This window comes from Lactovum odontotermitis (assembly GCF_054658595.1).
Genome location: NZ_BAAGGQ010000010.1, coordinates 1 through 22131 on the forward strand (window position 1 = coordinate 1; position 22131 = coordinate 22131).

The 22131-nt window shown below is 45.8% G+C and carries 22 protein-coding genes; 4 read left to right on the forward strand and 18 right to left on the reverse strand.

What is annotated here, in order from left to right; translation table 11 throughout:
- Positions 1–150: 150 nt before the first annotated feature.
- The 3 genes from ACYQ2E_RS06665 to ACYQ2E_RS06675 form a co-directional block, all read right to left on the reverse strand.
- On the reverse strand, positions 151–1035 hold the full coding sequence (locus ACYQ2E_RS06665) for an Rgg/GadR/MutR family transcriptional regulator (RefSeq protein ID WP_460017289.1): 885 nt from the start codon (positions 1033–1035) through the stop codon (positions 151–153).
- Positions 1036–1207: 172 nt separating this feature from the next.
- A complete protein-coding gene (locus ACYQ2E_RS06670; RefSeq protein ID WP_460017290.1) occupies positions 1208–1891 on the reverse strand; it encodes a histidine phosphatase family protein in 684 nt (227 codons plus the stop codon).
- Complete coding sequence (locus tag ACYQ2E_RS06675; RefSeq protein ID WP_460017291.1) at positions 1892–2671, reverse strand: DUF4931 domain-containing protein; 780 nt, start codon at positions 2669–2671, stop codon at positions 1892–1894.
- A gap of 183 nt (positions 2672–2854) precedes the next feature.
- Between ACYQ2E_RS06675 and ACYQ2E_RS06680 the strand changes: the two genes are divergently transcribed.
- Positions 2855–3799, forward strand: a complete 945-nt coding sequence (locus tag ACYQ2E_RS06680) for a UbiA family prenyltransferase (protein WP_460017292.1) — start codon at positions 2855–2857, stop codon at positions 3797–3799.
- A gap of 256 nt (positions 3800–4055) precedes the next feature.
- Here the strand turns inward: ACYQ2E_RS06680 and ACYQ2E_RS06685 are convergent, their stop codons facing one another.
- The 14 genes from ACYQ2E_RS06685 to tmk form a co-directional block, all read right to left on the reverse strand.
- The gene (locus ACYQ2E_RS06685) at positions 4056–4577 is read right to left on the reverse strand and encodes a P-loop NTPase family protein (protein WP_460017293.1); all 522 of its coding nucleotides are present in this window, start codon (positions 4575–4577) and stop codon (positions 4056–4058) included.
- A gap of 36 nt (positions 4578–4613) precedes the next feature.
- Positions 4614–5666: an endonuclease/exonuclease/phosphatase family protein gene (locus ACYQ2E_RS06690; RefSeq protein ID WP_460017294.1), complete on the reverse strand. Its 1053-nt coding sequence runs from the start codon at positions 5664–5666 to the stop codon at positions 4614–4616.
- Between the two features lie 142 nt (positions 5667–5808).
- Positions 5809–6666 (reverse strand): KilA-N domain-containing protein, encoded by an 858-nt coding sequence (locus tag ACYQ2E_RS06695; RefSeq protein ID WP_460017295.1) that lies wholly within the window; start codon positions 6664–6666, stop codon positions 5809–5811.
- A gap of 238 nt (positions 6667–6904) precedes the next feature.
- Positions 6905–8566: an ABC transporter permease gene (locus ACYQ2E_RS06700; protein WP_460017296.1), complete on the reverse strand. Its 1662-nt coding sequence runs from the start codon at positions 8564–8566 to the stop codon at positions 6905–6907.
- Positions 8563–9666: an ABC transporter ATP-binding protein gene (locus ACYQ2E_RS06705; RefSeq protein WP_460017297.1), complete on the reverse strand. Its 1104-nt coding sequence runs from the start codon at positions 9664–9666 to the stop codon at positions 8563–8565. Before ACYQ2E_RS06705 ends, ACYQ2E_RS06700 begins: the two co-directional genes overlap by 4 nt.
- A gap of 79 nt (positions 9667–9745) precedes the next feature.
- Entirely contained in the window at positions 9746–10795 is a 1050-nt protein-coding gene (locus tag ACYQ2E_RS06710; RefSeq protein ID WP_460017298.1) for an ABC transporter substrate-binding protein, read from the reverse strand.
- Positions 10796–10891: 96 nt separating this feature from the next.
- Positions 10892–11644 (reverse strand): response regulator transcription factor, encoded by a 753-nt coding sequence (locus tag ACYQ2E_RS06715; RefSeq protein ID WP_460017299.1) that lies wholly within the window; start codon positions 11642–11644, stop codon positions 10892–10894.
- Positions 11637–13313 (reverse strand): sensor histidine kinase, encoded by a 1677-nt coding sequence (locus tag ACYQ2E_RS06720; protein WP_460017300.1) that lies wholly within the window; start codon positions 13311–13313, stop codon positions 11637–11639. The genes ACYQ2E_RS06715 and ACYQ2E_RS06720 overlap by 8 nt, the downstream gene beginning before the upstream one ends.
- 370 nt (positions 13314–13683) lie before the next feature.
- A complete protein-coding gene (locus ACYQ2E_RS06725) occupies positions 13684–14532 on the reverse strand; it encodes a transporter substrate-binding domain-containing protein (protein ID WP_460017301.1) in 849 nt (282 codons plus the stop codon).
- Positions 14533–14593: 61 nt separating this feature from the next.
- Positions 14594–15457: a 16S rRNA (cytidine(1402)-2'-O)-methyltransferase gene (gene rsmI, locus ACYQ2E_RS06730; protein WP_460017302.1), complete on the reverse strand. Its 864-nt coding sequence runs from the start codon at positions 15455–15457 to the stop codon at positions 14594–14596.
- Positions 15454–15771 (reverse strand): DNA replication initiation control protein YabA, encoded by a 318-nt coding sequence (locus ACYQ2E_RS06735; RefSeq protein ID WP_460017303.1) that lies wholly within the window; start codon positions 15769–15771, stop codon positions 15454–15456. Before ACYQ2E_RS06735 ends, rsmI begins: the two co-directional genes overlap by 4 nt.
- A complete protein-coding gene (locus ACYQ2E_RS06740; protein ID WP_460017304.1) occupies positions 15755–16609 on the reverse strand; it encodes a PSP1 domain-containing protein in 855 nt (284 codons plus the stop codon). The genes ACYQ2E_RS06735 and ACYQ2E_RS06740 overlap by 17 nt, the downstream gene beginning before the upstream one ends.
- The gene (locus ACYQ2E_RS06745; RefSeq protein WP_460017305.1) at positions 16606–17460 is read right to left on the reverse strand and encodes a DNA polymerase III subunit delta'; all 855 of its coding nucleotides are present in this window, start codon (positions 17458–17460) and stop codon (positions 16606–16608) included. Before ACYQ2E_RS06745 ends, ACYQ2E_RS06740 begins: the two co-directional genes overlap by 4 nt.
- Entirely contained in the window at positions 17457–18092 is a 636-nt protein-coding gene (gene tmk, locus ACYQ2E_RS06750; protein WP_460017306.1) for a dTMP kinase, read from the reverse strand. Before tmk ends, ACYQ2E_RS06745 begins: the two co-directional genes overlap by 4 nt.
- 116 nt (positions 18093–18208) lie before the next feature.
- Here tmk and yycF point away from each other — a divergent pair, with 116 nt between their 5' ends.
- From yycF to ACYQ2E_RS06765, 3 genes are read left to right on the forward strand one after another with little or no spacing between them, the layout of a single operon-like run.
- Positions 18209–18919, forward strand: a complete 711-nt coding sequence (gene yycF, locus ACYQ2E_RS06755; protein WP_460017307.1) for a response regulator YycF — start codon at positions 18209–18211, stop codon at positions 18917–18919.
- Positions 18909–20510 (forward strand): ATP-binding protein, encoded by a 1602-nt coding sequence (locus ACYQ2E_RS06760; protein WP_460017308.1) that lies wholly within the window; start codon positions 18909–18911, stop codon positions 20508–20510. The genes yycF and ACYQ2E_RS06760 overlap by 11 nt, the downstream gene beginning before the upstream one ends.
- Positions 20494–21297, forward strand: coding sequence for an MBL fold metallo-hydrolase (locus ACYQ2E_RS06765; protein WP_460017309.1), 804 nt, complete (start codon positions 20494–20496; stop codon positions 21295–21297). The genes ACYQ2E_RS06760 and ACYQ2E_RS06765 overlap by 17 nt, the downstream gene beginning before the upstream one ends.
- Before the next feature lie 78 nt (positions 21298–21375).
- Here ACYQ2E_RS06765 and ACYQ2E_RS06770 read toward each other — a convergent pair whose 3' ends face one another.
- A complete protein-coding gene (locus tag ACYQ2E_RS06770; RefSeq protein ID WP_460017310.1) occupies positions 21376–22131 on the reverse strand; it encodes a transglutaminase-like domain-containing protein in 756 nt (251 codons plus the stop codon).

Sequence of the window (22131 nt, forward strand, 5' to 3'; positions counted from 1 at the left end):
GACAATTACATTTTAGTAATTAAACTTTTTTGAAAATTAAGAGGATAAGCTTTTAAAAAGGCTGATTTCATAAAATCAGCCAGAATTTCGATTACATTTTCGTAATCATTTCTTAAAAATAACAAAACTTAGTCAGCATTTGACTAAGTTTCATTTTTTCCGATTCAACGGAAATTTTTCTAAGATTTCGCGCAGCTCATAATCAAGAAACGAGGCACAGGACGTGGCGTTGAAAAACTGAAGAGAATCAATGATACCCGTCATTTTCTTTAAACTGGCCTCGCTCTTTTCCTCATCCGTCACATAATGGAAAAACGCGATGCGGAAGTAAACATAAACCTTTTCACGGATGAAAATGTCCGGAACCCTTTCATTTTCAAAAAAATTAACGACATGACGTGCATGATAATATTCTCTGCGCTCAACAAAAGTCCAGATTAAATTACTCAAGCACTGATAGTAAATGCGCTGAGTATTTGTCGAATAATCCCGAATGAAAACAGAAAGGAGCATCTGCAGAGATGTTACCAAATAATCCGTGTCAAGCACGGGGAGCGCCGCACTAAACAGGGCCAGCTCCAGCTTCCCCCAGCGCTTGATAGAGCTCAAATAGCGGTAAATAATCGAAATCTCGTGCGCATTAAGCGTGCGGCTCTTGTCCAGCGCAAAAATAAAGAGTTTCACATAAATCTGCCCCAGAATATCGCGCATTTCCACTTTTTCATCTCGAGCCTGAAGTTCTCGCAAAAAGCTTTCCAGCCAGACAATGTCTCTGCGCTCATAAGCTTCGGCAATATTACTGTCAAGCAGAATCGACAAGTGTTCTGTTTTATTCAGCACGGAAAGGTAATCTTCCATTGCAATATTCGCATTCTTTAGAAGACGAATAAATGTCAGAACATTCGGCAAAGTGATACCGGACTCAAACCTTGAAATTGTTGCGCTTGTCACCACTTCATCTGATAATTCTTTAATCATGAGGTTTCTCTCCTCACGCATTGTTTTGAACGCGCGGCCCATGCATTTCTTATCCATATAGTACTTTAACTCTTTTCTCTTAAAGAAAATCTAAAATATGCTTAAATTATAATAAAAGAATTCGACTCTGTCAATAAAAGTTTTTAAACACTTTAATAGAAAATGTACATTTTGCGAATTCAACTGAAGAAAAAACTTAGCTGTAAAATTAATCACAACTAAGTTTTATTTATATCATCCGCTCTTGCCCAAGACGGCGATAAGACATATCACCAATCGTCTCGACCGCAAAACGTCCGTTTTCATAAGCCAACTTCGTCACCGAGCCGTTATCCAGTCCACTCGGCCGCGGCCGGTCAGGCTCCAGCAGCTCGACAAAAGTACCAATTGTCATACCATGGCTGATAATCACGACATTTTCAGCGCCCGCAGCTTCTGATTCCGCAGCAATATCATGAAAGCCGGTAAGAATCCGCCCGCTCAGCTCCTCCCAAGTTTCCGCCCAGCCAGCCGTATCCACCCTGTAAATAGCTTCACAGGTTTCCTTCGTGCTGCGCAAACGGCCATCCTGGCCTCCCTCAGCAAAAATTCTCGGCAGCACACCACCAAAAAGCTCACCGTCATAAGCGCCGTCAAAACTACCGAAGCACCATTCGCGAATGCGCCAGTCAAAGGTCCAGGGAATCCCCTCACAGCCAGTCTCCCGCAGGACAATCTGCATGGTCTGCAAGGTTCGCCCCGTATCAGATGAATAAGCCCTGTCAAACTTGATGCCCTCAGCGGCAAAACCAAGCCCGAGCTCTCGAATGCCTGCCTGGCCTTCAGTTGTCAGCGGTGTGTCCGACCAGCCCTGCGCCCGGCCTATCGTGTTGAACATCGTTTTGCCGTGACGACAAAGATATACGTTTACCATTTACAAAAGTACCTTTCTTAGCTCTTCGACGATTTCCTGCATCCGCTCATCGGTGAAAACCTGCGGAATTTTGTAGCCGATAAAGTAGGGGGATGTCAGAAATCTCGGCACGATTTTACAAATTGTCTGCCCGTCAATCTGGTAGAAGAACAGATTGTAGGAATCACAGCGGCCGTTCATGAAGTCGTTCATATAGTATTTCGCGCCGTTCTGCACGGCATCCGCAAAAGCGTCGGTGTCCGCAGCGCCCTCTTTCAGGATAATATTGGCCTCGGCCAGGCCCATGACCGGATGAGTTGACAAAGTGACTGTGAGCTCTTCCGACTTGAGCACCTCCAGGCCGGTAAAGTTCGAAGCGTCCACCTCTTCGTAGCCGTCAATAGCCGTCAGACCCACGATTTGCATGTGAGGATGCCGCAGACTGCCGCCCGACATCGGACCGAAGTTTTTGAACATGAGAACCGACTCGAACTTGCCGGAATCAATCATTTCCTGCCAGCAGGAAGTCGCAAAGCGGAAAAGCTCCCGGTTCTTTGCCTGACTATAAGTCGTGATGTCGCCCAAATGCTCCGCCGACTCAATCAGAACAGTCATCTGACTTTCTTCAATCGTCATAAACTTGTTATCCAGCCAGACCATGTCGCCCTGGGTTCTGTGGATATTGCTCTGCTGCGACTTGTCGCAAAAAGGACAATTTTCGTTGCTGGAGCCGTTTTTAGAATACTTAATTCGATTAACGCCGGCATTGAAAATCATCGGCGTATGCGTGTGAATTGCCATGGAATAATTATAGCATGGAAGTGCTTTATGGTAAAGAAAATCCAATTAATTTCTGGCAATTTTTGTTTTATCTGCACTCAAGTTTCCCGCTACAAATCATAGCTTTTTGTCTATTTTCTCATCATTTTTTCACGAACAACTTCGAGACTTCTCTATTTCGGATTTTTTTGCTAAAATTAACCTATGAACTTCAAGACCTTTTTAAACTTCACGCGCATCCAAACTCTGCCGGCCGCCCTCCTCTCACCGATTGCCGGCGTCATATATGCGATATACACCTTCGGCAGCTTCCACTGGCTGCCCTCGCTCCTCTTTTTCATCGGTCTGGCGGCGATTAACCTCTTCGTGTCAGCCTGGAACAATCTGATGGATTACAAAAAAGCCCTCGACCCTGAGTACAAGAGCTGGAACATCATTGCGCACGAAAAAATTCCGCTGAAGCTGGCCTGGGGCATCTGTCTCGGCCTGCTGGTGCTGGACTTGTTCATCGGGCTCGCGGTAGCATTTCTGACGAACCTGGCCATTCTGCCCGTTGGCGGCGTGGCGCTGGTCATTGCAGTTTTCTATACTTACGGCCCTTTCGCTTTCTCGCGCTTTCCTCTAGGTGAGCTGCTGGCCGGACTTTGCGAAGGTGCCATCGGCTTTTTCATGGGGATTTACGTCAATTCCTTCGACGCGCACTACTTCTTCATCAAGTTCAGCAGCGGCTGGAAAATGACCTGGGACTGGGATTTCTCCGTGCTGCTGCCGATTGTCCTCGTGGCCATTATGTGCTTCTGCATGAATTTCAACATTATGTTGTCGGACAATATCTGTGACCTCGAGCAAGACCTGCGCAATGAGCGCTATACGCTGGCCTATTACCTGAAAGTGCCGCTCGCGCTGACGCTTTATAGGCTGATTTACCTGTTAGCCGGCTTGGCCGTGTTAGCATCCATTCTGCTCAGAATCCTGCCCATCTGGTCCTTGCTGATGCTGCTCATTGCACCGCTGATTTTGAACAATATGCGCAAATTCCTGGCTGTACAGAAAAAATCTGAGACTTTTATCCTGCAGGTCAACAATCTAATGCTCTTCAATTCTGCCCTGGCTATTACGATTCTGATTGGCATCTTACTAAAAAAGTGATTAACTCAGCAATTTAATCACTCAGAGTGTAGACAAAGTCCGTTCCGCTCCGAAAATTTTCACAAAAAGCCGTGCAGGCCGCAAGCGAAGCTTCGCTTCCATTGCTAAAATGGGAGCCGAAGTCTCCCATTTTGCCTTATTGCACAGGCTTTTTGTGAAAATTTCCGAAGCTCCACTTATCAAGAAATTGTTTGAGTTTTCCTGAATTTTGGTACCCTGAGTTTTGCTGGTCCTAGTTTATCTACAGTCTGAGTGATTAACTAAGCAATTTGATCACTTTTTCCTTATCCTTTTGATTTTTCACAAACACAATCTTGTCGCTCCTTCCATAACTCTCAATCAATTTGGCAATTCGAAGCTCATTTTTCTTGGGGAAATTCCAGATGAATTTCATGAATTCCCAGTACTCTTTGTCAAATTTCTCAGTGAAGTTTGTGGCCATATCGTTACGCATGTGTCCTGTTAAACGCTGACTGAACGAGCGCCCAAGCACACGTCGAATCGCTTTGACACGCCCTATTTTCATCCAGATAATCAAATCCGCCTCAGGTAGACGTGCATCCATGGTCGCCGAGTAATTTCCGTCAATGATGCAGCTTTCATGATGATTTAAAAACTCGCACTGCACAAGGCGCAGGTAGTCAGTCGCCTCTTCTGAATAATCCGTTTTGTGCCAGACTTTATCCAGATGCAGCACTGGAAATTCAGTCAACTTTGCCAATTGCCGTGAAAAAGTTGACTTTCCAGCACCGGGTGATCCAATCATGATAATTTTCATATCACTAGTATAGCAAAAGCTGCCTGAAAAGACAGCTTATTGAAATTGAAATTCCATGACTACTGGCTGATGGTCACTCGCCTTGAAACCATTATCGACAGTTTTTACCGAAATGTCAGTAATATTTTTGGACACCAGGAAGCCGTCTATCCAGCCGGTGATTTCCTTCGGGTCATCCAGAGTCACGCCGTTGGAACGCACAGATGGTGCATTATTCTCAGGGTCCGGCGCCACCACGCGCATGCCTTTGGTCAAATCCTCGGTCGGGAAAGTTTTCATCCAAGTCAGCTCCTCACGCGCACAGCCAACCAAGTCGTGATTATAATCTCCGCCGCAAATCACGTAATTCCCAGCATCCACTTCTTTCTGCATGGATTTGAACAATTTGTCCAGCTGAGCTTTTTGGACAGATTGGTCCTTGGTGTAGGCGGAAAGATGGACATTATAGAGCATAAAGTCTTTTCCGTTTTCCATGGGAACCCGCTGAACTGAAAATGCCCGGTCTAAGTCGAAAAACTTGTTGAAGTTGGTTTCTATCGGCAGACTATAACGTCTGGCACTGGTAATCGGGAACTTAGAGAAAGTCATAATGCCTGATTTGGCTTTGCCAATCGGATTCAGCACTGGATACTGCAGCCAGGCAGAGTCGTAGTTCTGTGCTAACACATTATTATACTGTGTTAAGTGCTCCTGAAAGACCTTCGGCTCATTAACGTGCTGCGAGCGTGTACCGTCCCAGTCAATCTCCTGAATATTGACAAAATCAGCATTGATTTTGTCCAAAAGACGCAGGTCCTCTTTCATCGCTGCATTGACAGCCGCTTTCGAGCGCGCCCGGACCTCCTTGCCGCCGTCCATGAAGAAGGTATAATCCGGCGGATAGGAGCCGTAGCCGATGTTGTAGGTGGCGATGCTGTAGGTTTTCCCCGCTGCCGGTTTAGACGCGTCATTTGCCGCGCTCTTTTTCACCGTCAAGGCCTGATTGTCCGGAATCCTGTGGTACTGCAGGTAGACGTAGGCCACATAAGCACCTACCAGCACCAGAATCAGCACAATCAGAACTGCTAAAATTTTTAAAAACTTTTTCATTATTCTATTTTATCACAATAAACATGTAACAAACAAGCAACTCACTGCTGGATTTTTTTGAGTACTTTTTTAATGGTTCTGTCTATAAATAAGAGAATTTTACCACTATAAGTGATTTGCCTAAATTCTTCAGAATCGGGAATCACCCTTTCAGTTGTCTCTCTTGATTATCTGAAATATTTTTTATTCTTTGAATAGCCCTATTATTCGAGTATGTTTCAAATTGTTTTACAGCAAGATTTCTGAGCATTTTCAACCGTTCCGATTGTGATAATCCCTGTTCAATTAGTAAAGCATTGCTTGTTTCAAGATTGACCATCACTATATTCTGCTCAATCGTTGCATTGTCACGCTGATTCCCAGTTCTATCCGGATATTTCTCTCTGAACTGTTTGGCTGTCATTCCGAAAAGTGCAACATTGAGCATATCTGCTTCATTTGCATAGGCATACTTTATTTGGGCGGCAGTAAGAGTGGGGATAAGAAAATTTTTGACGGCATCAGTATGCAAGGAATATGTCGCTTTAGCAAGTTCGCGTTTAACGTTCCATTCAATCTGATTCTGGAAACTTTCGCTTTGCTTAAGGCGTTGGTAGTCTTTGATGACGTAGAGTTTAAACTCTGGAGAAACCCAGGATGCAAATTCGAAGGCGATATCTGTGTGCGCGAATGTTCCGCCGTAACGTCCAGAGGAAGATTTTAAACCCGTGGCATTGACACGTTCTATCCACTGCTTCGGTGAAAGTGAGAGCCTGCCACGCTCATTCCTTAACTCTTGGAATTCCAAGAGTTTAAAATTTGGGTTACTTAATTCTTCCCATGTAGCAAGAAAATCAATGGTTGAATAATTACTTAACCAATTAGCGATAACAAGAGCTGGACTTTCTTTGTTTCGATATTTTGCAATATCCGTCAAACTAATAAAGTCGTTTTGATTTTGAGTGAGAACAGAAATCTCAAGCCCTTGTGCTTCAATTTTATTTTTAATTTGTTTTGCCATCTCTCCCTATCGAATTTAAAAGTATTGGTAAACATTTTAGCATAACTGTCAAAAAATTAAAACAAGAAACTTCGAACTAAAGCATTTCATCGCTGACTAACCGTACAATCACACAATTTTTCTATCTTTACTTTGGAAAATCATTTATTTTTTATACTGCTTATGCTCCGATTTTCGGGATTCCTACCTTGTTTGCAGCTTGACGAATTTCTTGAAAAGCACCCATCATTATGAGAAATCAAAGCGTAATCCTATCACTCTTCGTAATCTTCATAAACAAAAGCAGAGCAGCCACAGTCAGAGCGGTCATAATCGTTGAAAGCGCAGCTGCGATGCCGTAGTTTCCGCGGAGAACTTCGGTGTAGACTGCAACGGGCATGGTACGGGTGTTGACGGTATAGAGCAGGATTGAGGTGGAGAGTTCTGAGAGCATGGTAATCCAGCTCAGGATGGCGCCTGAGACGATGCCGGAGGCCATCATGGGCAGCATGATTTTGATAAATGTATTGAAACGGCTGCTGCCTAGGTTTTCTGCGGCTTCTTCTATCGAGCTGGGAATTTGCCCCAGGCTGGCTACGGAGGAGCGTATGGTATAGGGCAGTCGGCGGATGACTAGGGAAACGATGATGATGACTGCGGTGCCTACGATGGCCAGCACGCCGCTGCCTGCTATTCCCATGCTGAAGGCTGCTAGTAACGATATACCCATTACCGTCCCGGGAACGATGTAGGGAATCATGCTCAGGATGTCAATGCCGGAGGTGATTTTGTTTTTTTGTTTCACGGCCATGTAAGAGATGAGGGAGGCTAGGACGATGACAATGGCTAGGGCGATGAGAGGGATGTATATGGAGTTCCAGATGGCACTGCCCATGCGGGAAAAAGCCTCTGTATAACTATTCAGCGAATAGCCCGGAACAAAAATCATGCCGCTGGTGTTTTTGAATGAGGTGTAAATCAGGTAGATCTGCGGCATAATTGCAATCCCGACAACGCCGTACATGACTAGGTAAATCAGCACGCGCTGAATGCCTGAGGAGGTCTTGGGCTCGACCGAGTGGAGCGAACTCATACTGAAAGAATTTTTATTGGCCACATATTTCTGAACAATGAAGACAAAGAGCGAAATCACAATCGCAATAATCGCAAGGCTTGACGCAAATGACGCGTTGCCTCCGACTTCGCTGATAAACTGGGTGTAAATCAGAACCGGGAAAGTCCGATAGCCCTCCCCAATCAGCATGGGCGTACCGAAGTCTGAGAATGCCCGCATGAACACAAGCAGGGCACTGGCCAGAATTGTAGGCAGAAGCAAAGGGCAAATCACCGTGAGAAAACGCTTAAATCCGACATTCCCCATATTTTCCGAAGCTTCGAGGAGCGAATTATCAATCGAAGAAAATGCGCCGACAATATAGAGGAAAACCAGTGGAAAGAGCTGCAGCGAGAAGACCAGAACAATTCCCGCGAATCCGTAAATATTGAATTGCGGAAAATGAAGTGTGTCGGTCAGAAAATTGGTAATCACGCCATTGCGCCCAAGCAGCAGAATCCAGGAGTAAGCGCCCACAAAAGGCGCCGACATGCTGGCTATGACAATCAGAATCTGAAGAAGCTTCTTTCCCTTGAAACGGTACATGGAAAAAAGATAGCCCAGCAGCAAGCCCAGAACCAGCGTAATCGCCGTTGCAGTGACAGACACTTTGAAACTGTTCCACAAAGTCTGCGAATAGTAACTTTTCGAGAAAAAAGTGACGAAATTACTGAAAGAAAAGCGGTCATTCGGAAAAATTGCAATTTTCAGAATATTCCCCAGCGGATAAACCAGAAAAACCAGGTAGAGCGCCAGAACCACAAGCGAAATCGTCGTCCAGATATTCCATTTAAGCTTCAGCTTCATGACTGCCCCCCCTCGTTTTCACTAAGGAGGTTCACGGCGCCGTCCGCCGTGAAAATGTTAATTTTATCGACATTCACGCGAAGATAGACCGTATCGCCTTTCTCAAGATTCTGCTCAAACGTGGACTCCTCATTCACCTGCACTTTAAGGTCAAGTCCAATAGACATGATATACTCAGTGTTCATCCCCAAATACACGCTGTATTCAATCCTCGCAGGAAAAGCATTCGGCGTGTCAGAACCAACAACTTCCAGATCCTCCGGACGCACACTCAGCCGCACCGGCTGATCCGCCGCTGCCACAGGCTTGTTTGATACAATCTCAATCCCGCCGGCAATCACATATTTGCTCTGGCCATCGCGCGTGACAAGCTCAGCATCAATCATATTCGTCCGCCCGATAAAAGTCGCCACGAATTCATTTTTCGGCCGGTGATAAAGCTCTTTAGGACTGCCGATTTGCTGAATCTCCCCCTTGTTCATGACCGCAATCTGGTCTGAGATGGCCATGGCTTCCTCCTGGTCATGCGTGACATAAACCGTGGTAATGCCAATCTGATGCTGAATATCACGAATTGCCTGACGCATCTCCAGACGAAGCTTCGCATCCAGATTACTCAGCGGCTCATCCATCAGCAGAACATCCGGATTAATGGCAATGGCACGCGCAAGCGCCACACGCTGCTGCTGACCGCCGGACAGATTCTCAGGCTTTCGGTCACGATACTCTTCAATCTGCATCAGTTTGAGATACTCGTCAGTCCGCGCCTGAATCTCCTGCTTGCTGAGCTTGCGCTGCTTCAAGCCGAATTTGACATTGTCCTCAACCGTCAAATGCGGAAAAATCGCATAATTCTGGAAGACCATGCCGATGTTGCGTTTGCTCGGGTCCAGGTCATTAATCCGAGTCTCATTGAAGTAAAAATCCCCCCCTTCGATGGAATTAAAACCTGCAATCATGCGCAATAGCGTTGTTTTGCCGCAGCCCGAGGGCCCAAGTAAAGTGAACAAACTGCCATCCTTGATGGACAAAGACAAATCAGGGATAACTGTATTTTTTCCGTATCTTTTTACGGCATCTTTTATAATAATTTCACTCATTTTTTTCATAAACCTTTCATTACAATAAAACAAAAGGTTCAATACTGTCCATTTTCAACAACATTGAACCTTTGTTTTCTTAAGATTGTGAATTAACGAAGATATCGCTGTATTTCTGGACAATTTCGTCTTTATGTTTATTTACATAATCATAATCTTCCTCTTTGACGTTGATGTCGCTCAAAGGTTTCATGTTCGCGCTCATTTCGACATCGTTGCGCACCGGGCGATTGGTGGTGTCCTTGGCCAGCGTGCTCTGAAGGTCTTTGGAAATGATAAAGTCAATGAACTTCTTGGCATTGGCAAGATTCTTCGCGTTCTTAACGATTGCTGCAGAGGCAGGCAGGAAGACCGTTCCTTCCTTCATATAAACGAGTTTGACCTTGGCGCCGTCGTTGAGAAGCTGAGCCACCGGATCCTCATAAGAAAGTCCGACCGCCAGCTCGCCGTCTGCCACCTTCTTGTAGACATCACTTGAGCTAGACGAGATCTTGCCGTCGATATTCTTGAAAAGTTTGTCCACATAATTCCATGCTTTGTCGCTATTGTAGCCGCCCTCATCGACCAGCATGTTGGTGAGGTGTGAAAAGGCACTCGAAGAATTGGTCGGATCAGCCGTCGCAATTTTTCCCTTCAAATCCGGATTCAGCAGGTCATCATAACCCTCGATGGTCATGCCTTTTGTCAAGTCCGGATTGACAATCAGGACACTTCCGTCCAGTGTGTACGGAGTTGAATAACCCGTGGTGTTGCGATACTTTTCATCCACATTTTTATCTTCAGGTGACTTGTAATTCTGGAAAAGCTTCGCATTTTCATCATAAAGCGTATAATTACCGCCGAAAATGACATCGGCAATCGGATTTCCCGCTTCGCTCTCAATTTTTTTGAACAGCTCGCCAGTTCCTGCCTGAATCAACTCAACTTTGATGTCATATTTCTTCTCAAAAGCTGGAATCGTTGCTTGAATGAGCGTTTCTGAGTTCGGCGAATAAATGACGAGTTTATCCGAAGCTTTGCTTTTCGAGTCGCTTGTGTCTTTGCTGTTGTTGTTTGAGCAGCCGGCGAATACTCCCAGTCCTACTATTGCTGTGGCTAAGAGCAGGCCCACTTTTCTTGAAAATTTCATTCTGGTATTTACTCCTTATACTTTTTGATAAATAAAGTATAGCAGGGTGAAAGCGCTTTTAAAACTCAATTTTCTCTATTTTTGGAGAATATTCTCTCAATTTCTGGAAAAGAAATCTTTCGGTGTGCTGCCCGTGACTTTTTTGAAGACCCGCACAAAATACTTCGCATCGGAAAATCCCACACGCTCAGCCAATTCTTCCAGCGTGTGTTTTTGAGAGAATTGAATTTCAATGCTTTTTTGTATTCGGTAGCGGTTAAGTAATTCTGTAAAGGAAACTTCTCCCGCCTCCTTGATAATCCGGTAAAGCGTGCTTTCACCGTAGCCGAGCTCGTGCGCCAGCTTCGGGAAATAAATCTTTTTCTGATAGTTTTCCCGTATATATTTCATGAGTTCTGCATGAATATCCGCATTGAGTTCTCCCAGCTCAAACTTGATATTTTCCGTTTTCTCATAACGTTTGGATTTTTCAAGCAGCTGGATTTTGGCCACACGCTCTTTGGCCTTGTTGATTGCCTCATCAAGCGCCAGCGAGTCAATCGGTTTCTCAACAAAAGCACAAACATCCTGGTTAATGGCTTTTTGGGCATTTTCGAAGTCATTGTAGCCGGAAATGATTACTGTGGCAAAGCTTTTCTGCGGAAATTCTCTGAGAAGCTCAAAAGCCGTCAGCTTCGGCATGTGGATGTCGCTGACCAGGATGTCCGGCTGCAGGCGCTCGATGAGCTCTCTGCCTGTCTCGCCGTTGTCCGCCGATGCAATCAGCTGCAGTTCGCTGTCTTTTTCAAGGTAAAGGACAATCCAGTCGCGAATCAATTTTTCATCTTCTAAAACAATCGTTTTAAACATTTGCTAAATCCTCCTTGCTGATTTCTAGCATGACGACCGACTCGCCATTGAACGCTGCTACATCCAGACTTGAATGCGGATAAACATAGCGCAAGCGCCTGCTGGCACTGACCAGGCCGTGATGGTCCGAATAAGCCTCCGGTTGACGAATCATTTCCCGGATTGCGGCAATTTTCTTTTCGTCAAATCCGCCGCCGTTGTCCACAATTGAAATCTCAATCCATTTTTCATCCAGATTCTGGACAATCAGCTGAATCCGAAGGTCATTTCTGTTTCTCAGCCCATATTTCAGGCTGTTTTCAATGATTGGCAGGAGCAGGAGTTTCGGTAGTTTGATTTCATTTAGCTCAGGCGCCACGGATATACTGTAGGAAAACTGGTCATGCCTGATTTCATAAATCCTGAAGTAATATTGAATATATTCAAGTTCATCTTTAAGCATCGTCATCTCGTCCAGGCCTTTTATCGAGTATCTGAGGATTTTGTTCAGCAGACGAATCATTTCCTCGGCTGTCCTGGGCTGACTGGAAATTGAAACTCGGACAGTTTCTAGTGTATTGAACAGAAAGTGCGGATTGAACTGGGCTTCAAGTTTCTTGTTCTCAGCCCTGAGGCTGTCCATTCTCGCTTCGTAAAATTCCTTCTGCAGACGGGACTTCTCGCGAAGAAGCTCATTGATTTTCTCGGAAATGTCCATGTACTCGTCATTTGAGCGCATCTCGATAAATTGCCGCTGGCCGGCCACAATCTCGCTCATCTGCTGCTTGAGCTCGTATAGCTCTTTTGATGAGGTACTGACGATTTTTTGCGTGACATTCCTCGTTTTGCGCCAGAGCAGCAGCAGGACAATCAGAACCAGCAGAAACCACCAGAGAATCAGGATTTGGATGATTTGTACATATTCGTACTGTACTGTTTTGAGCCCGTATGGGAGCGCTGTCTGCCTCAGCAGTATCAGATTACCGTTGTGGAAGAAAATACTTTGATTCGGAAAATCGACCTTGTTCAAATGCCCTGTAAGAAATGTGTCATCCGTGCCGACGATACTTTCACCGTATTGATTCACAACCAGCAGCTCCAGCTTCAGATTATCCGACTTCAGCTCAGGAATTTGAAAATTCAGCAGCTGGTAGCCAATTTGCCCAGAATTTTGCTTATTCTCAACACTTTTGATTAAAAACAGCTCATTTTTGATGTAGTAGAAATCAATCTTGCTTTTTTGAGACGAATTCCGGGAAGTCAGATAATTCCTCGCCACCACATCTTCTTTGACTGGCATCCGTCCATTCGTATAAAGCATCCTGAAATTCTTATCTAGCAAACTATAACCCACAAACAAATCTGGAGAAACTTTCAGCTTAGCCGCAAAATAATCATTGACAAAAGCCCTTTCAGCGACAATATCATCTTCCGTCAAATACCGGCGCGCACTTTCCTCAGAGCCCGCCAAAAGCGAGCTCAACTCCGAAAAATCCCGCTTTATCTGCGCATGATTATACACACTACTCTGATTAAAAGAATAAAGCACATTTGCCGCGTAAAAAAACGGTAAAATCCCCGCCATCACAATAATAATGATACGCTGAAGGAACTTCATCTCAACCTTTACTTCACGCTCTATTTTCTTGGAAAAATTATTGGGTGCCGCTTTCTCCTTTTGCTTTCTCATGAACCCCCTCCTTTCTTAAAGAAATTATAACAAAAACATTATGAAAGCGGAAACACAAAAATGCTTCAGCTAAATAATGCTGAAACATTTTCTGATTTTTTACGTATATATAATTAAGGGAGGAAAATCCCTGTGTTCAATTTTTTTAGGTGTTACACCCCTTTGACCAAATTTTAGATTAAGCGAGGAGGTGAATACTATGAAATGCAAATTCCTCAGGAAAGGTGTTATGGAGCTGCTGTTCGTTGCAGTTGAGATTGTGTCACACACAGTAGAAAAAATTCTAGTCGAAAAGACTAGAATCAAATCATTTTTCTGAACGAAGTCAAGAAGTTCACCAGTAAATCTCCTGATACGAAAAAGTTACAGATTACTTAAACTGACTCTCATCTGGTGTCTGGTCAGAGCCGAAATATTTCGTCGTCAGAGTTTTCAGCGTTCCGTCAGACTGGAGCTTCTTCAGCTCAGCATTGACGGCCTTCTGGAGCTTGCTTTCATTTTTCGGGAAAACGAAATACTCGTAAGTCTTGAATTCCGGATATTTGTTTAAATCAGTCGGAATGCTGTCCACTACGCCAGTTACACCGGCCTGTTTCACAAAATTCTCAGCTGCCGATTTGGAGGCAAAGAGGAAATCAATTTTGCCGGTTGAAATTTCTTTCAAACGGTCAGGCAGTGTGTTGCCGGAATAGTTAATGATGATTTTCTTGTCGGGATTCTCTTTATTCCAGTTCTCCATGATGTCGCCGTAGTTTGTTCCTGTCGGGATTTCTGTGCTCTTACCGGCCAAGCCTGCCACAGTAGTAATGTTGTCCGATTCACGGCTGAAAAGCGCATTAATTCCTTCTGACAATGGATAGCTGAAAAGGTATTTTTCCTCACGCGCAGCGGTTTTGCCGAAATTGTTCATGGCCATCTGAGCATGTCCGCCGTCAAGTGCCAGCAAAATGGCATCATCCTTATAAATCTTGGTCGTGAAAGTGTAATCCGGCAGCGCGGCATCAATTTTTTTCAAGACGTCAATTTCAAAGCCCACCATCTTGCCATTTTCCTGGTATTCATAGGGATTTGACGTTCCTGAAGTTGCCACAGTGATGTTTTTGGCAGATGATGTTGGCGAAGAATCTGAACCGCTGTTTGAAGAGCTGCTGCAGGCGCTCAGCAAACCAAACGCAGTGAATCCTAAGATACCGGATAGTAATATTTTTTTGATATTCATAAATTTATGCTCCCTAGCTTCTATATACGTATTTTAAACTATTCCGGACAATTTAGCAATTTCAGCGCTCGAGCCGGTGAAATTCAGCATACAATTCCTGCCGGTTCAGCCCCCGTATTTTAGCGATTTGCTTAATGGCGCTATTTGGCTTGTCACCTGAGGCGACGAGTTTATGAACAGCTTCCAGCGCAGTGTCTTCAAATTCAGTCGACTGCTCAGTGGAAGCACCGGACACGATGACTAAGCATTCTCCCTTAGCCGGACGCTCAATTAAATCCTGCAGAACCTCTGAAATTAGGCCGCGGCGGTATTCTTCATAGATTTTCGTCAGTTCTCTTACAACGGCAACCTCACGGTCGCCGTAAATTTCCAGCATATTCGCCAAAGTCCCAGTAAGCCGCAAAGGAGACTCGTAAAAAATCTGCGTTTCAGGATATCCCATCTTGCCTGTAAAAAATTCAATCTGCTCACGCTTTTTACGGGGCAGAAACCCGTAGAATACGTGCGGCTGCGGCGGCAAACCACTCGCAATCAACGCAGTAATACCAGCCGAAGCACCAGGCAGAGCCACCACCGCAATCCCCTCCGCGATGGCCGCAACGACCAGTTCATGCCCCGGATCTGAGATGGACGGCAAGCCTGCGTCAGACACCTGCGCGATGGAATTGCCCGATTTCAAAAAATCCAGCAGTTTTGGAATCTTCTCCGCCCAATTGTGCTCATGAAAGCTCTCCTGAGGCGTTTTTATGTCAAAATGATTAAGGAGTTTCAGTGTGTTGCGTGTATCCTCAGCCGCAATCAAATCAACTGTCTTCAGGGTTTCGACTGCGCGAAAAGTCATGTCGCCCAGGTTGCCGATCGGCGTTCCGACTAAAAAAAGCGTTCCAGCGGATTTTTCTCCGCGGAAGCTTGATTGAGTTTTCATCTGAAAAGCACCTCCTGACAGAGCAGGCAGGTCTCGCCGTCTTCCAGCACTTTGCCGTAATACTCATGACAAACATGGAAACCTTCTTCATAAACTTTCATAAGAGTAGAGGCGGCAGCTGGAGATTTGCCGCTGTCAGTTTTTTCCAGTTCTGCTAAACGCTCACGCAGTTTTTCATTCTCCAGGCGCAGACAAGCATTTTCCGACATTGAATCTGTCAATGATTGCTTAACCTTGCCAATGGCAGCATAAGTGTCTGCCAGCGCATTTTCAAATTGGGTCAAATCTGCCAGCAATTCATTCTGGTCGGCCATGCGCCACCTCCTTGCGTTTTCCTCGTTTTAACTGATCGCCCGCTGAACTTACAATCTCATCAAGCGTGTATTCACGCACAAAGTCATCGAATCTCAGCTTAATCGTCCGGCTCAAAATGTTCATGCCAATTACACGACCGCGCCCTTCGGGCACATTCAAGAATTCACCGAAATCTGGAAATTCCTTTGCCGCTTCTTTGTAGAAGCTGTCTTCATAGGAAAGGCAGCACATCAAACGGCCGCAGAGGCCGTTCAATTTTCCTTGCGTAAAGGCAATCTGCTGATTCTTGGCCATTTTGATAGAAACAGACGGAAATTCATACAGGAATTCTGAACAGCACAGCGGCCGCCCGCAGGGCCCCAAACCGCCAACCAGCTGAGCAGCGTCTCGTGCACCAATCTGCCGCAACTCGATTCTAATCTGGAAAAAGGCTGCTAAATCGCGCAGCAATTGACGAAAATCTACACGGTTCTCTGCCACAAAAGTGATGAAAAGAAAGCTGTAATCAAAGCTGTAGGCCACTGTCATAACTTTCATGTCCAGACCGGCCTCATTTATGATGTCAATCACATCATCTTTGGCCGCCCGTGAATTTTGCAGCACTTCCTCTCGCATTTCAAAATCTTCGTCGTCGGCAAAACGCAGGAACTCACCGGAAACTTCAAGTTTATGTTTGCTGCCCTGCGCCTCTTCATCTGCAAAGCAGCGCAATATACGCCCAAAGTGCGTCGTTTCCCGCTCTGTCCTGACCATCACCGCCGTTTCAAGCGGCAGTATGTCGTCCGATTTGACGAAAAGATTGGCAAAACCATTTGAAAATGTAACTTCATAAATCATAATAAAATGCTTTCCAGGCACGACTGGAAGCGCACATTTGCACGCCACATCCGCTGCGCCTTAAAGGTTTTTTCTGTGTATTCTGCTGCGCCCGAAGTATTGAACAGTACCAATAAGAGCTCAAAAGCCTTCTCCTGCTCTGCTTTTGTGTCTAATGCCGCCGTCAAATTTGTCGAATCCAGCAGTGCATCATCCGGCGAGGACTGGGCCGCTTGCGCCCACTTCTGCAGAGGCTGGTAAGCTGTCTGAAACCAGTCGGACTGGGCAATTTCCAGCGCCTCATCTGTTGATTCAGAGACTTCAGCAAGCAGCTGAGCCTGTGAAGCTTCAATGCCCTGTTCTATTAAAAAATCTGATAGAAAGCTGCTGTTTCTTGTGAAAATGACTTTCTGTGTGCGTGACTGAATCGTCGGCAAGAGCAGATTTTCATTCTCGGTCAGCAGGAAAATATAAACTTCGCTATCGGGCTCTTCAATGGTCTTCAGCAGCGCATTTGCGGCGCTTGCGCCCATTTTTTCCGAATCGCGGATAATTACGACTTTTTTTGTTGACTCAAAGCCTGTTGTCTCAATTGTCATCAGGAGTTCGCGAATCTGGTCAACTTTGATTGACTGGCCGTCCGGACGTATAATATGCAGGTCGGTAAATTCATCCTTGGCGACTAATTGGCAGATACGGCAGTGTCCGCAGGGTCTTTCAGCCTCCTGGCAGAAAATGGCCTGCGCCAGCCAGATGGCCATGTCGTAGCTGCCGAATCCGCCTACAAAAAGGTAAGCATGCGAGAGTTTATTCTCATTGACTAACTTTTTAAAATGCGCCAGCAGCTCAGGCTGAATCTCTTGTATTTTCATTCAAATTCACCTGGAAAACGCTCAAAAATCGCGCTCAATACTGATGCTGCAACAGTCTCAGGTGTTTGAGACGCATCAATTATGACAAAACGCTCCGGCTCTGCTGCGCAAAGCTCCAAGTAACCCGCCGCTACCTTTCTGTGATAGTCTAACGTTGCCAGGTCCAAGCGGTTTTTCTCGCGCTCATCCGCATCCATCACGCGCGCCAGCCCGACTTCAGGCTTGATGTCGAAATACAAAGTCAAATCAGGCTTCAGGCCATCTGTCGCAAAATTGTTCAGCCATTTTACCGCATCAATCGCCACACCGCCCGCATAGCCCTGATAGGCCACCGACGAATCGATAAAACGGTCGGCCAGCACAACTTTTCCGGCATCCAAAGCCGGCTTGATTTTCTCCAGCAGATGCACGCGCCGCGCCGCCGCAAACAGGAGCATCTCTGACTTGGCATCCAAAGCCGTGTTTTCCCGCCCCAGAACGATTTTCCGGATATCCTCGGCAATGCGCACACCGCCCGGCTCACGCGTCGCAACAACCTCTCTGAATTTCGAGAGCTCGGGCTGAATCAGCGACAGAACGGTCGATTTCCCAGCCCCTTCCGGCCCTTCAAAAGAAATAAAAATAGATTTCATTAGGTCAATTATAGCAAATTTTTGTTTATTCTGTGTGTCCGGTGTCACGGCATTTTTTCTTGCTTTTTTATGTAAAATAGTACCAACTGGACATAAAAATCTGTTATAATAGTAGTATGTCGAAAATCTTAGTAGTAGATGACGAGAAGCCCATCTCAAACATCATCAAATTCAACTTAGAAAAAGAGCAGTACGAGGTCGTGACCGCGTTTGACGGCGAAGAGGCCGTTGAGAAGTTCAACGAGACGCATCCCGACTTGATTCTGCTTGATTTGATGCTGCCTAAGAAAGACGGCATCGAGGTCGCACGCGAAATCCGCAAGACCAGTGATGTGCCGATTATCATGGTTTCTGCCAAAGACAGCGAAATCGACAAAGTCGTGGGCCTCAATGTCGGCGCTGACGACTACGTGACCAAACCTTTCAGCAACGCCGAGCTGCTGGCCCGCATCAAAGCCAATCTGCGCCGGGCCGTGGTCGAAAGCCAGGCCAAGACTGAACAGCCTGCCAAAAAAGAGATTACAATCGGCGAGCTCCGTATTAATACAGACACCTACCTCGTGTACAAGAACGACAAGCCACTTGACCTGTCTCACCGCGAGTTCGAGCTCATTTTATATCTGGCGCAGCACCAGTCGGAGGTCATCACCCGCGAGGCGCTCCTGGAGGAGGTTTGGGGCTATGACTACTTCGGCGATGTCCGTACTGTCGACGTGACCGTGCGCCGCCTGCGCGAGAAAGTCGAGACCAATCCGAGCCGTCCTGAGTACATCTGCACCCGGCGCGGCGTCGGTTATTACATGAACAATCAAGAAAATGAATCATAAGCCAAAAAATAGTCTGATTTTCAAAGTAGTAGTTTTTCATCTACTGCTTTTTGCGATACTCTTTCTCCTGCTTCAGCTCTTTCACACGCGCACTCAGCTTTTCCAGACCTTTTTCCTCGTCCTGATTGCTTCGCTCATCGTCTCCAGCTTCTTTACCTTTGATTTTTCCCGGTCGGTCAAAGACGTGACACATGCGATTGACCGTGTGACACGCAGTGACTTCTCTGCCCGTAAACTTGAGCCCAGCACAGCAGAGCTGGTAGAATTGGTGCAGCGTGTCGATGAACTGCGCAGACACATCCAGCGCTCACATGACAGCCTGGAAAGTCAGCACAATCAGCTCACAGGAATTCTCGCCTACATGACCGACGGCGTGGTGGCCTCCGACGAGCAAGGAAAAGTCATTCTCGCCAACACAGCCGCTTTGCATCTGCTTTCCACGAACTCCGAGCAGATTCTTAAGAAAAACATTGCCCAGGCACTGCATGTTGCGAATTATTTCGCCTTTCGCGACCTGCTGGAGCGCCAGCCTGACATCTCTGTGGACTCGGAAAATTCCTACGGTGAATACGTTCGTCTGCGCATCAACTTCTCTGTCTTCCGCCGTGAATCGGGTGAGATTTCCGGTATTATCGCCGTCCTGCATGATGTGACAGAAGCTGACAAGCTGGAGCGCGAACAGCGCACCTTTGTTTCGAATGTCAGTCATGAGCTGAGAACACCGCTGACGACCATCCGCTCTTATCTTGAAACGCTGCATGACGGCGCCCTTCAGCAGCCTGACATTGCCCAGGATTTTGTCGATATTACGCTGCAGGAGACGGAGCACATGACGCAGATGATTACAGATATTCTGGACCTTTCCCGCATGGACATGGGCCGGACGTCGCTGCAGAAGGAAATGGTCAATGTCGTGGCTTTTCTGAGCCATCTGGTTGACCGTTTCCGCCAAATCGCCGTGACGGATGATTCTGTGCCGATTACTTTCAACACCGAATTTCCGGCTGACGCCATCTGGAGCGAATTTGACATCAGCAAAATGAGTCAGGTCATTGACAATATTCTCTCAAATGCAGTGAAATACTCGCCTCAAGGCGGCTCAGTAACCATCAAATTACAGGTGACTTTCACGCAGCTGATTATTAAGATTTCTGACCAGGGCATGGGAATTCCTGCTCGTGACCTCTCCAAGGTCTTTGACCGCTTCTTCCGCGTGGACAAGGCGCGTACGCACGATGCCGGCGGCACGGGGCTCGGGCTTGCGATTGCCTATGATATTGTCAAACTTCATAAAGGCACAATCGGCGTCAAATCTGTCGAAGGGCAGGGCACTGAGTTCGCGATTGTGCTGCCTTATACGCCGCTGAGTTATGATGATTTTGATTTTGATGATTCTGACAGTGAGGATGAGCTTGCTGCTGGGGATGTGGTTGAGAGCGGGCCGGTTTTTCAGGAGATATCAGATACTAGGCCTATTGTCCCCGAAAATGACGTCACTGACACGCTGCTCAACGAAGAATTTGAGCAAAAGCTTTCAACGACTAAGCCTAGATTTAGAAAGGGTTTGAAAAAACATGACAACAGGCTTTAAATATGCCATCCTCGCCTCCGGCTCTACCGGAAATGCGACTTATATCGAAACGGACAAGCAGAAGATTCTGGTCGATGCCGGCTTGACTGCCAAAAAAATCGAGGAAGCGCTCGCAAGTATCGGCCGCTCTGCCGCTGATATCGACAGTCTTTTAATCACCCATGAGCACAGCGACCACATCAAGGGTATCGGCGTGCTTGCCAGAAGGTATCATATGGATGTTTATGCCAATGAGCTGACTTGGCGCAAGCTCCTGGACGATAATATGCTCGGCAAAGTCAATCCGGAGCAGATTAAGATGTTCGACATGGGAAAAATGATGACTTTTGACGACATCGACATCGAGAGTTTCGGGGTGAGCCACGACGCTGTGGCACCGCAGTTTTACCGCTTTATGAAGGACAATAAGTCTTTCGTGATTCTGACGGACACCGGCTATGTTTCTGACCGCATGGCGGGGACGATTGCCGACGCGGACGCTTATATCATGGAGTCTAACCACGACATCGAAATGCTGCGCATGGGGCCTTATCCTTTCAGAACTAAGCAGCGCATTCTCAGCGACAAAGGCCATTTGTCCAATGAAGACGGCGCGATGGCGGCACTGACAGTCATCGGCAATCATACGAAGCGCATTTTCCTGGGGCACCGCAGTCAGCACAATAATATCAAAGAACTGGCGCATATGACCATGGAAACGAGTCTTCAGCAGCATGACGTTGACACGCATGTTGTCCAGATTATTGACACGAGTCATGTTGACTCAAGTCCGTTGTTTGAGATTTAACGAAAAACACAGAGCCGTATATCAATATTCAGCTCTGTATTTTCATTTCATTACTTTCCACCACATCACTCAGCATCGTTAAAAGAAATAACTTCGACTAATTTTATTCTCTTCAAATGAAATATCTAGTTTTTGATAATACATCTGCTTTTGTAAACTACCAACAAGTGGTGTTATTAATTTATCTTTTGGAAAATAAATACAGAAGTGATTCATTTCTCTCTTTATAGCTAATGGTGGCACTGCTTCCTCTCTTACTTGAAAGAACAACTGTTCATAGCCTGCTATCCTCATTATTCTTCCATAGAATCGCGAAAAATTATTCAGATTATTCGTCTTCATGCAGCAATTTGTAATAAATTTTGCCTTAAAAAAATCAGACTTTTTTCCAGTCTCTTTCAATGTCTTTGGATATTTAGCCAAAAAAGTCAAGAAATCAAAAATATAATAATTGCCATTTTGTTTTACATAATTTATTGCATGCCCGGATCCAGTAGGACGTACAATCATTATTATGCCTACCTCCTTGTAGGTCTCTTTCAATGTACTGCACACCCACGAAGCGACTGATGAACAACAACCACAACCATTTTTGATGAGCTCTCCTCCTTTTCTATGAAACTCCCACTCTAATCCTTCTTTATAAAGCTTCATAGTATCTATACTTTCCCGGAAGTTTGCTTCAATGAAATATATCAGCGCATCTAATACAGTGTCTTTTTTATCAGCACATGTCAATTCCCCTACGGAACAATAGGGAACCCAAAGCAAGTCTTTTCCGATTTTAACTTCAAAATCCCCTTTACGAATAAACATATCCTTTAACAACGTCAT

What these genes read in the sequence shown, in the direction of transcription:
- ACYQ2E_RS06670 (WP_460017290.1), bottom strand. Translation starts at nt 1,891, where the DNA reads ATGGTAAACGTATATCTTTGTCGTCACGGCAAAACGATGTTCAACACG.
- ACYQ2E_RS06675 (WP_460017291.1), bottom strand. Translation starts at nt 2,671, where the DNA reads ATGGCAATTCACACGCATACGCCGATGATTTTCAATGCCGGCGTTAAT.
- tmk (WP_460017306.1), bottom strand. Translation starts at nt 18,092, where the DNA reads ATGAAATCTATTTTTATTTCTTTTGAAGGGCCGGAAGGGGCTGGGAAA.
- rsmI (WP_460017302.1), bottom strand. Translation starts at nt 15,457, where the DNA reads ATGAAAACTCAATCAAGCTTCCGCGGAGAAAAATCCGCTGGAACGCTT.
- ACYQ2E_RS06665 (WP_460017289.1), bottom strand. Translation starts at nt 1,035, where the DNA reads ATGGATAAGAAATGCATGGGCCGCGCGTTCAAAACAATGCGTGAGGAG.
- ACYQ2E_RS06695 (WP_460017295.1), bottom strand. Translation starts at nt 6,666, where the DNA reads ATGGCAAAACAAATTAAAAATAAAATTGAAGCACAAGGGCTTGAGATT.
- ACYQ2E_RS06685 (WP_460017293.1), bottom strand. Translation starts at nt 4,577, where the DNA reads ATGAAAATTATCATGATTGGATCACCCGGTGCTGGAAAGTCAACTTTT.
- ACYQ2E_RS06740 (WP_460017304.1), bottom strand. Translation starts at nt 16,609, where the DNA reads ATGATTTATGAAGTTACATTTTCAAATGGTTTTGCCAATCTTTTCGTC.
- ACYQ2E_RS06700 (WP_460017296.1), bottom strand. Translation starts at nt 8,566, where the DNA reads ATGAAGCTGAAGCTTAAATGGAATATCTGGACGACGATTTCGCTTGTG.
- ACYQ2E_RS06680 (WP_460017292.1), top strand. Translation starts at nt 2,855, where the DNA reads ATGAACTTCAAGACCTTTTTAAACTTCACGCGCATCCAAACTCTGCCG.
- ACYQ2E_RS06715 (WP_460017299.1), bottom strand. Translation starts at nt 11,644, where the DNA reads ATGTTTAAAACGATTGTTTTAGAAGATGAAAAATTGATTCGCGACTGG.
- ACYQ2E_RS06705 (WP_460017297.1), bottom strand. Translation starts at nt 9,666, where the DNA reads ATGAGTGAAATTATTATAAAAGATGCCGTAAAAAGATACGGAAAAAAT.
- ACYQ2E_RS06710 (WP_460017298.1), bottom strand. Translation starts at nt 10,795, where the DNA reads ATGAAATTTTCAAGAAAAGTGGGCCTGCTCTTAGCCACAGCAATAGTA.
- ACYQ2E_RS06770 (WP_460017310.1), bottom strand. Translation starts at nt 22,131, where the DNA reads ATGACGTTGTTAAAGGATATGTTTATTCGTAAAGGGGATTTTGAAGTT.
- ACYQ2E_RS06690 (WP_460017294.1), bottom strand. Translation starts at nt 5,666, where the DNA reads ATGAAAAAGTTTTTAAAAATTTTAGCAGTTCTGATTGTGCTGATTCTG.
- ACYQ2E_RS06720 (WP_460017300.1), bottom strand. Translation starts at nt 13,313, where the DNA reads ATGAGAAAGCAAAAGGAGAAAGCGGCACCCAATAATTTTTCCAAGAAA.
- ACYQ2E_RS06745 (WP_460017305.1), bottom strand. Translation starts at nt 17,460, where the DNA reads ATGAAAATACAAGAGATTCAGCCTGAGCTGCTGGCGCATTTTAAAAAG.
- ACYQ2E_RS06725 (WP_460017301.1), bottom strand. Translation starts at nt 14,532, where the DNA reads ATGAATATCAAAAAAATATTACTATCCGGTATCTTAGGATTCACTGCG.
- ACYQ2E_RS06765 (WP_460017309.1), top strand. Translation starts at nt 20,494, where the DNA reads ATGACAACAGGCTTTAAATATGCCATCCTCGCCTCCGGCTCTACCGGA.
- ACYQ2E_RS06735 (WP_460017303.1), bottom strand. Translation starts at nt 15,771, where the DNA reads ATGGCCGACCAGAATGAATTGCTGGCAGATTTGACCCAATTTGAAAAT.
- yycF (WP_460017307.1), top strand. Translation starts at nt 18,209, where the DNA reads ATGTCGAAAATCTTAGTAGTAGATGACGAGAAGCCCATCTCAAACATC.
- ACYQ2E_RS06760 (WP_460017308.1), top strand. Translation starts at nt 18,909, where the DNA reads ATGAATCATAAGCCAAAAAATAGTCTGATTTTCAAAGTAGTAGTTTTT.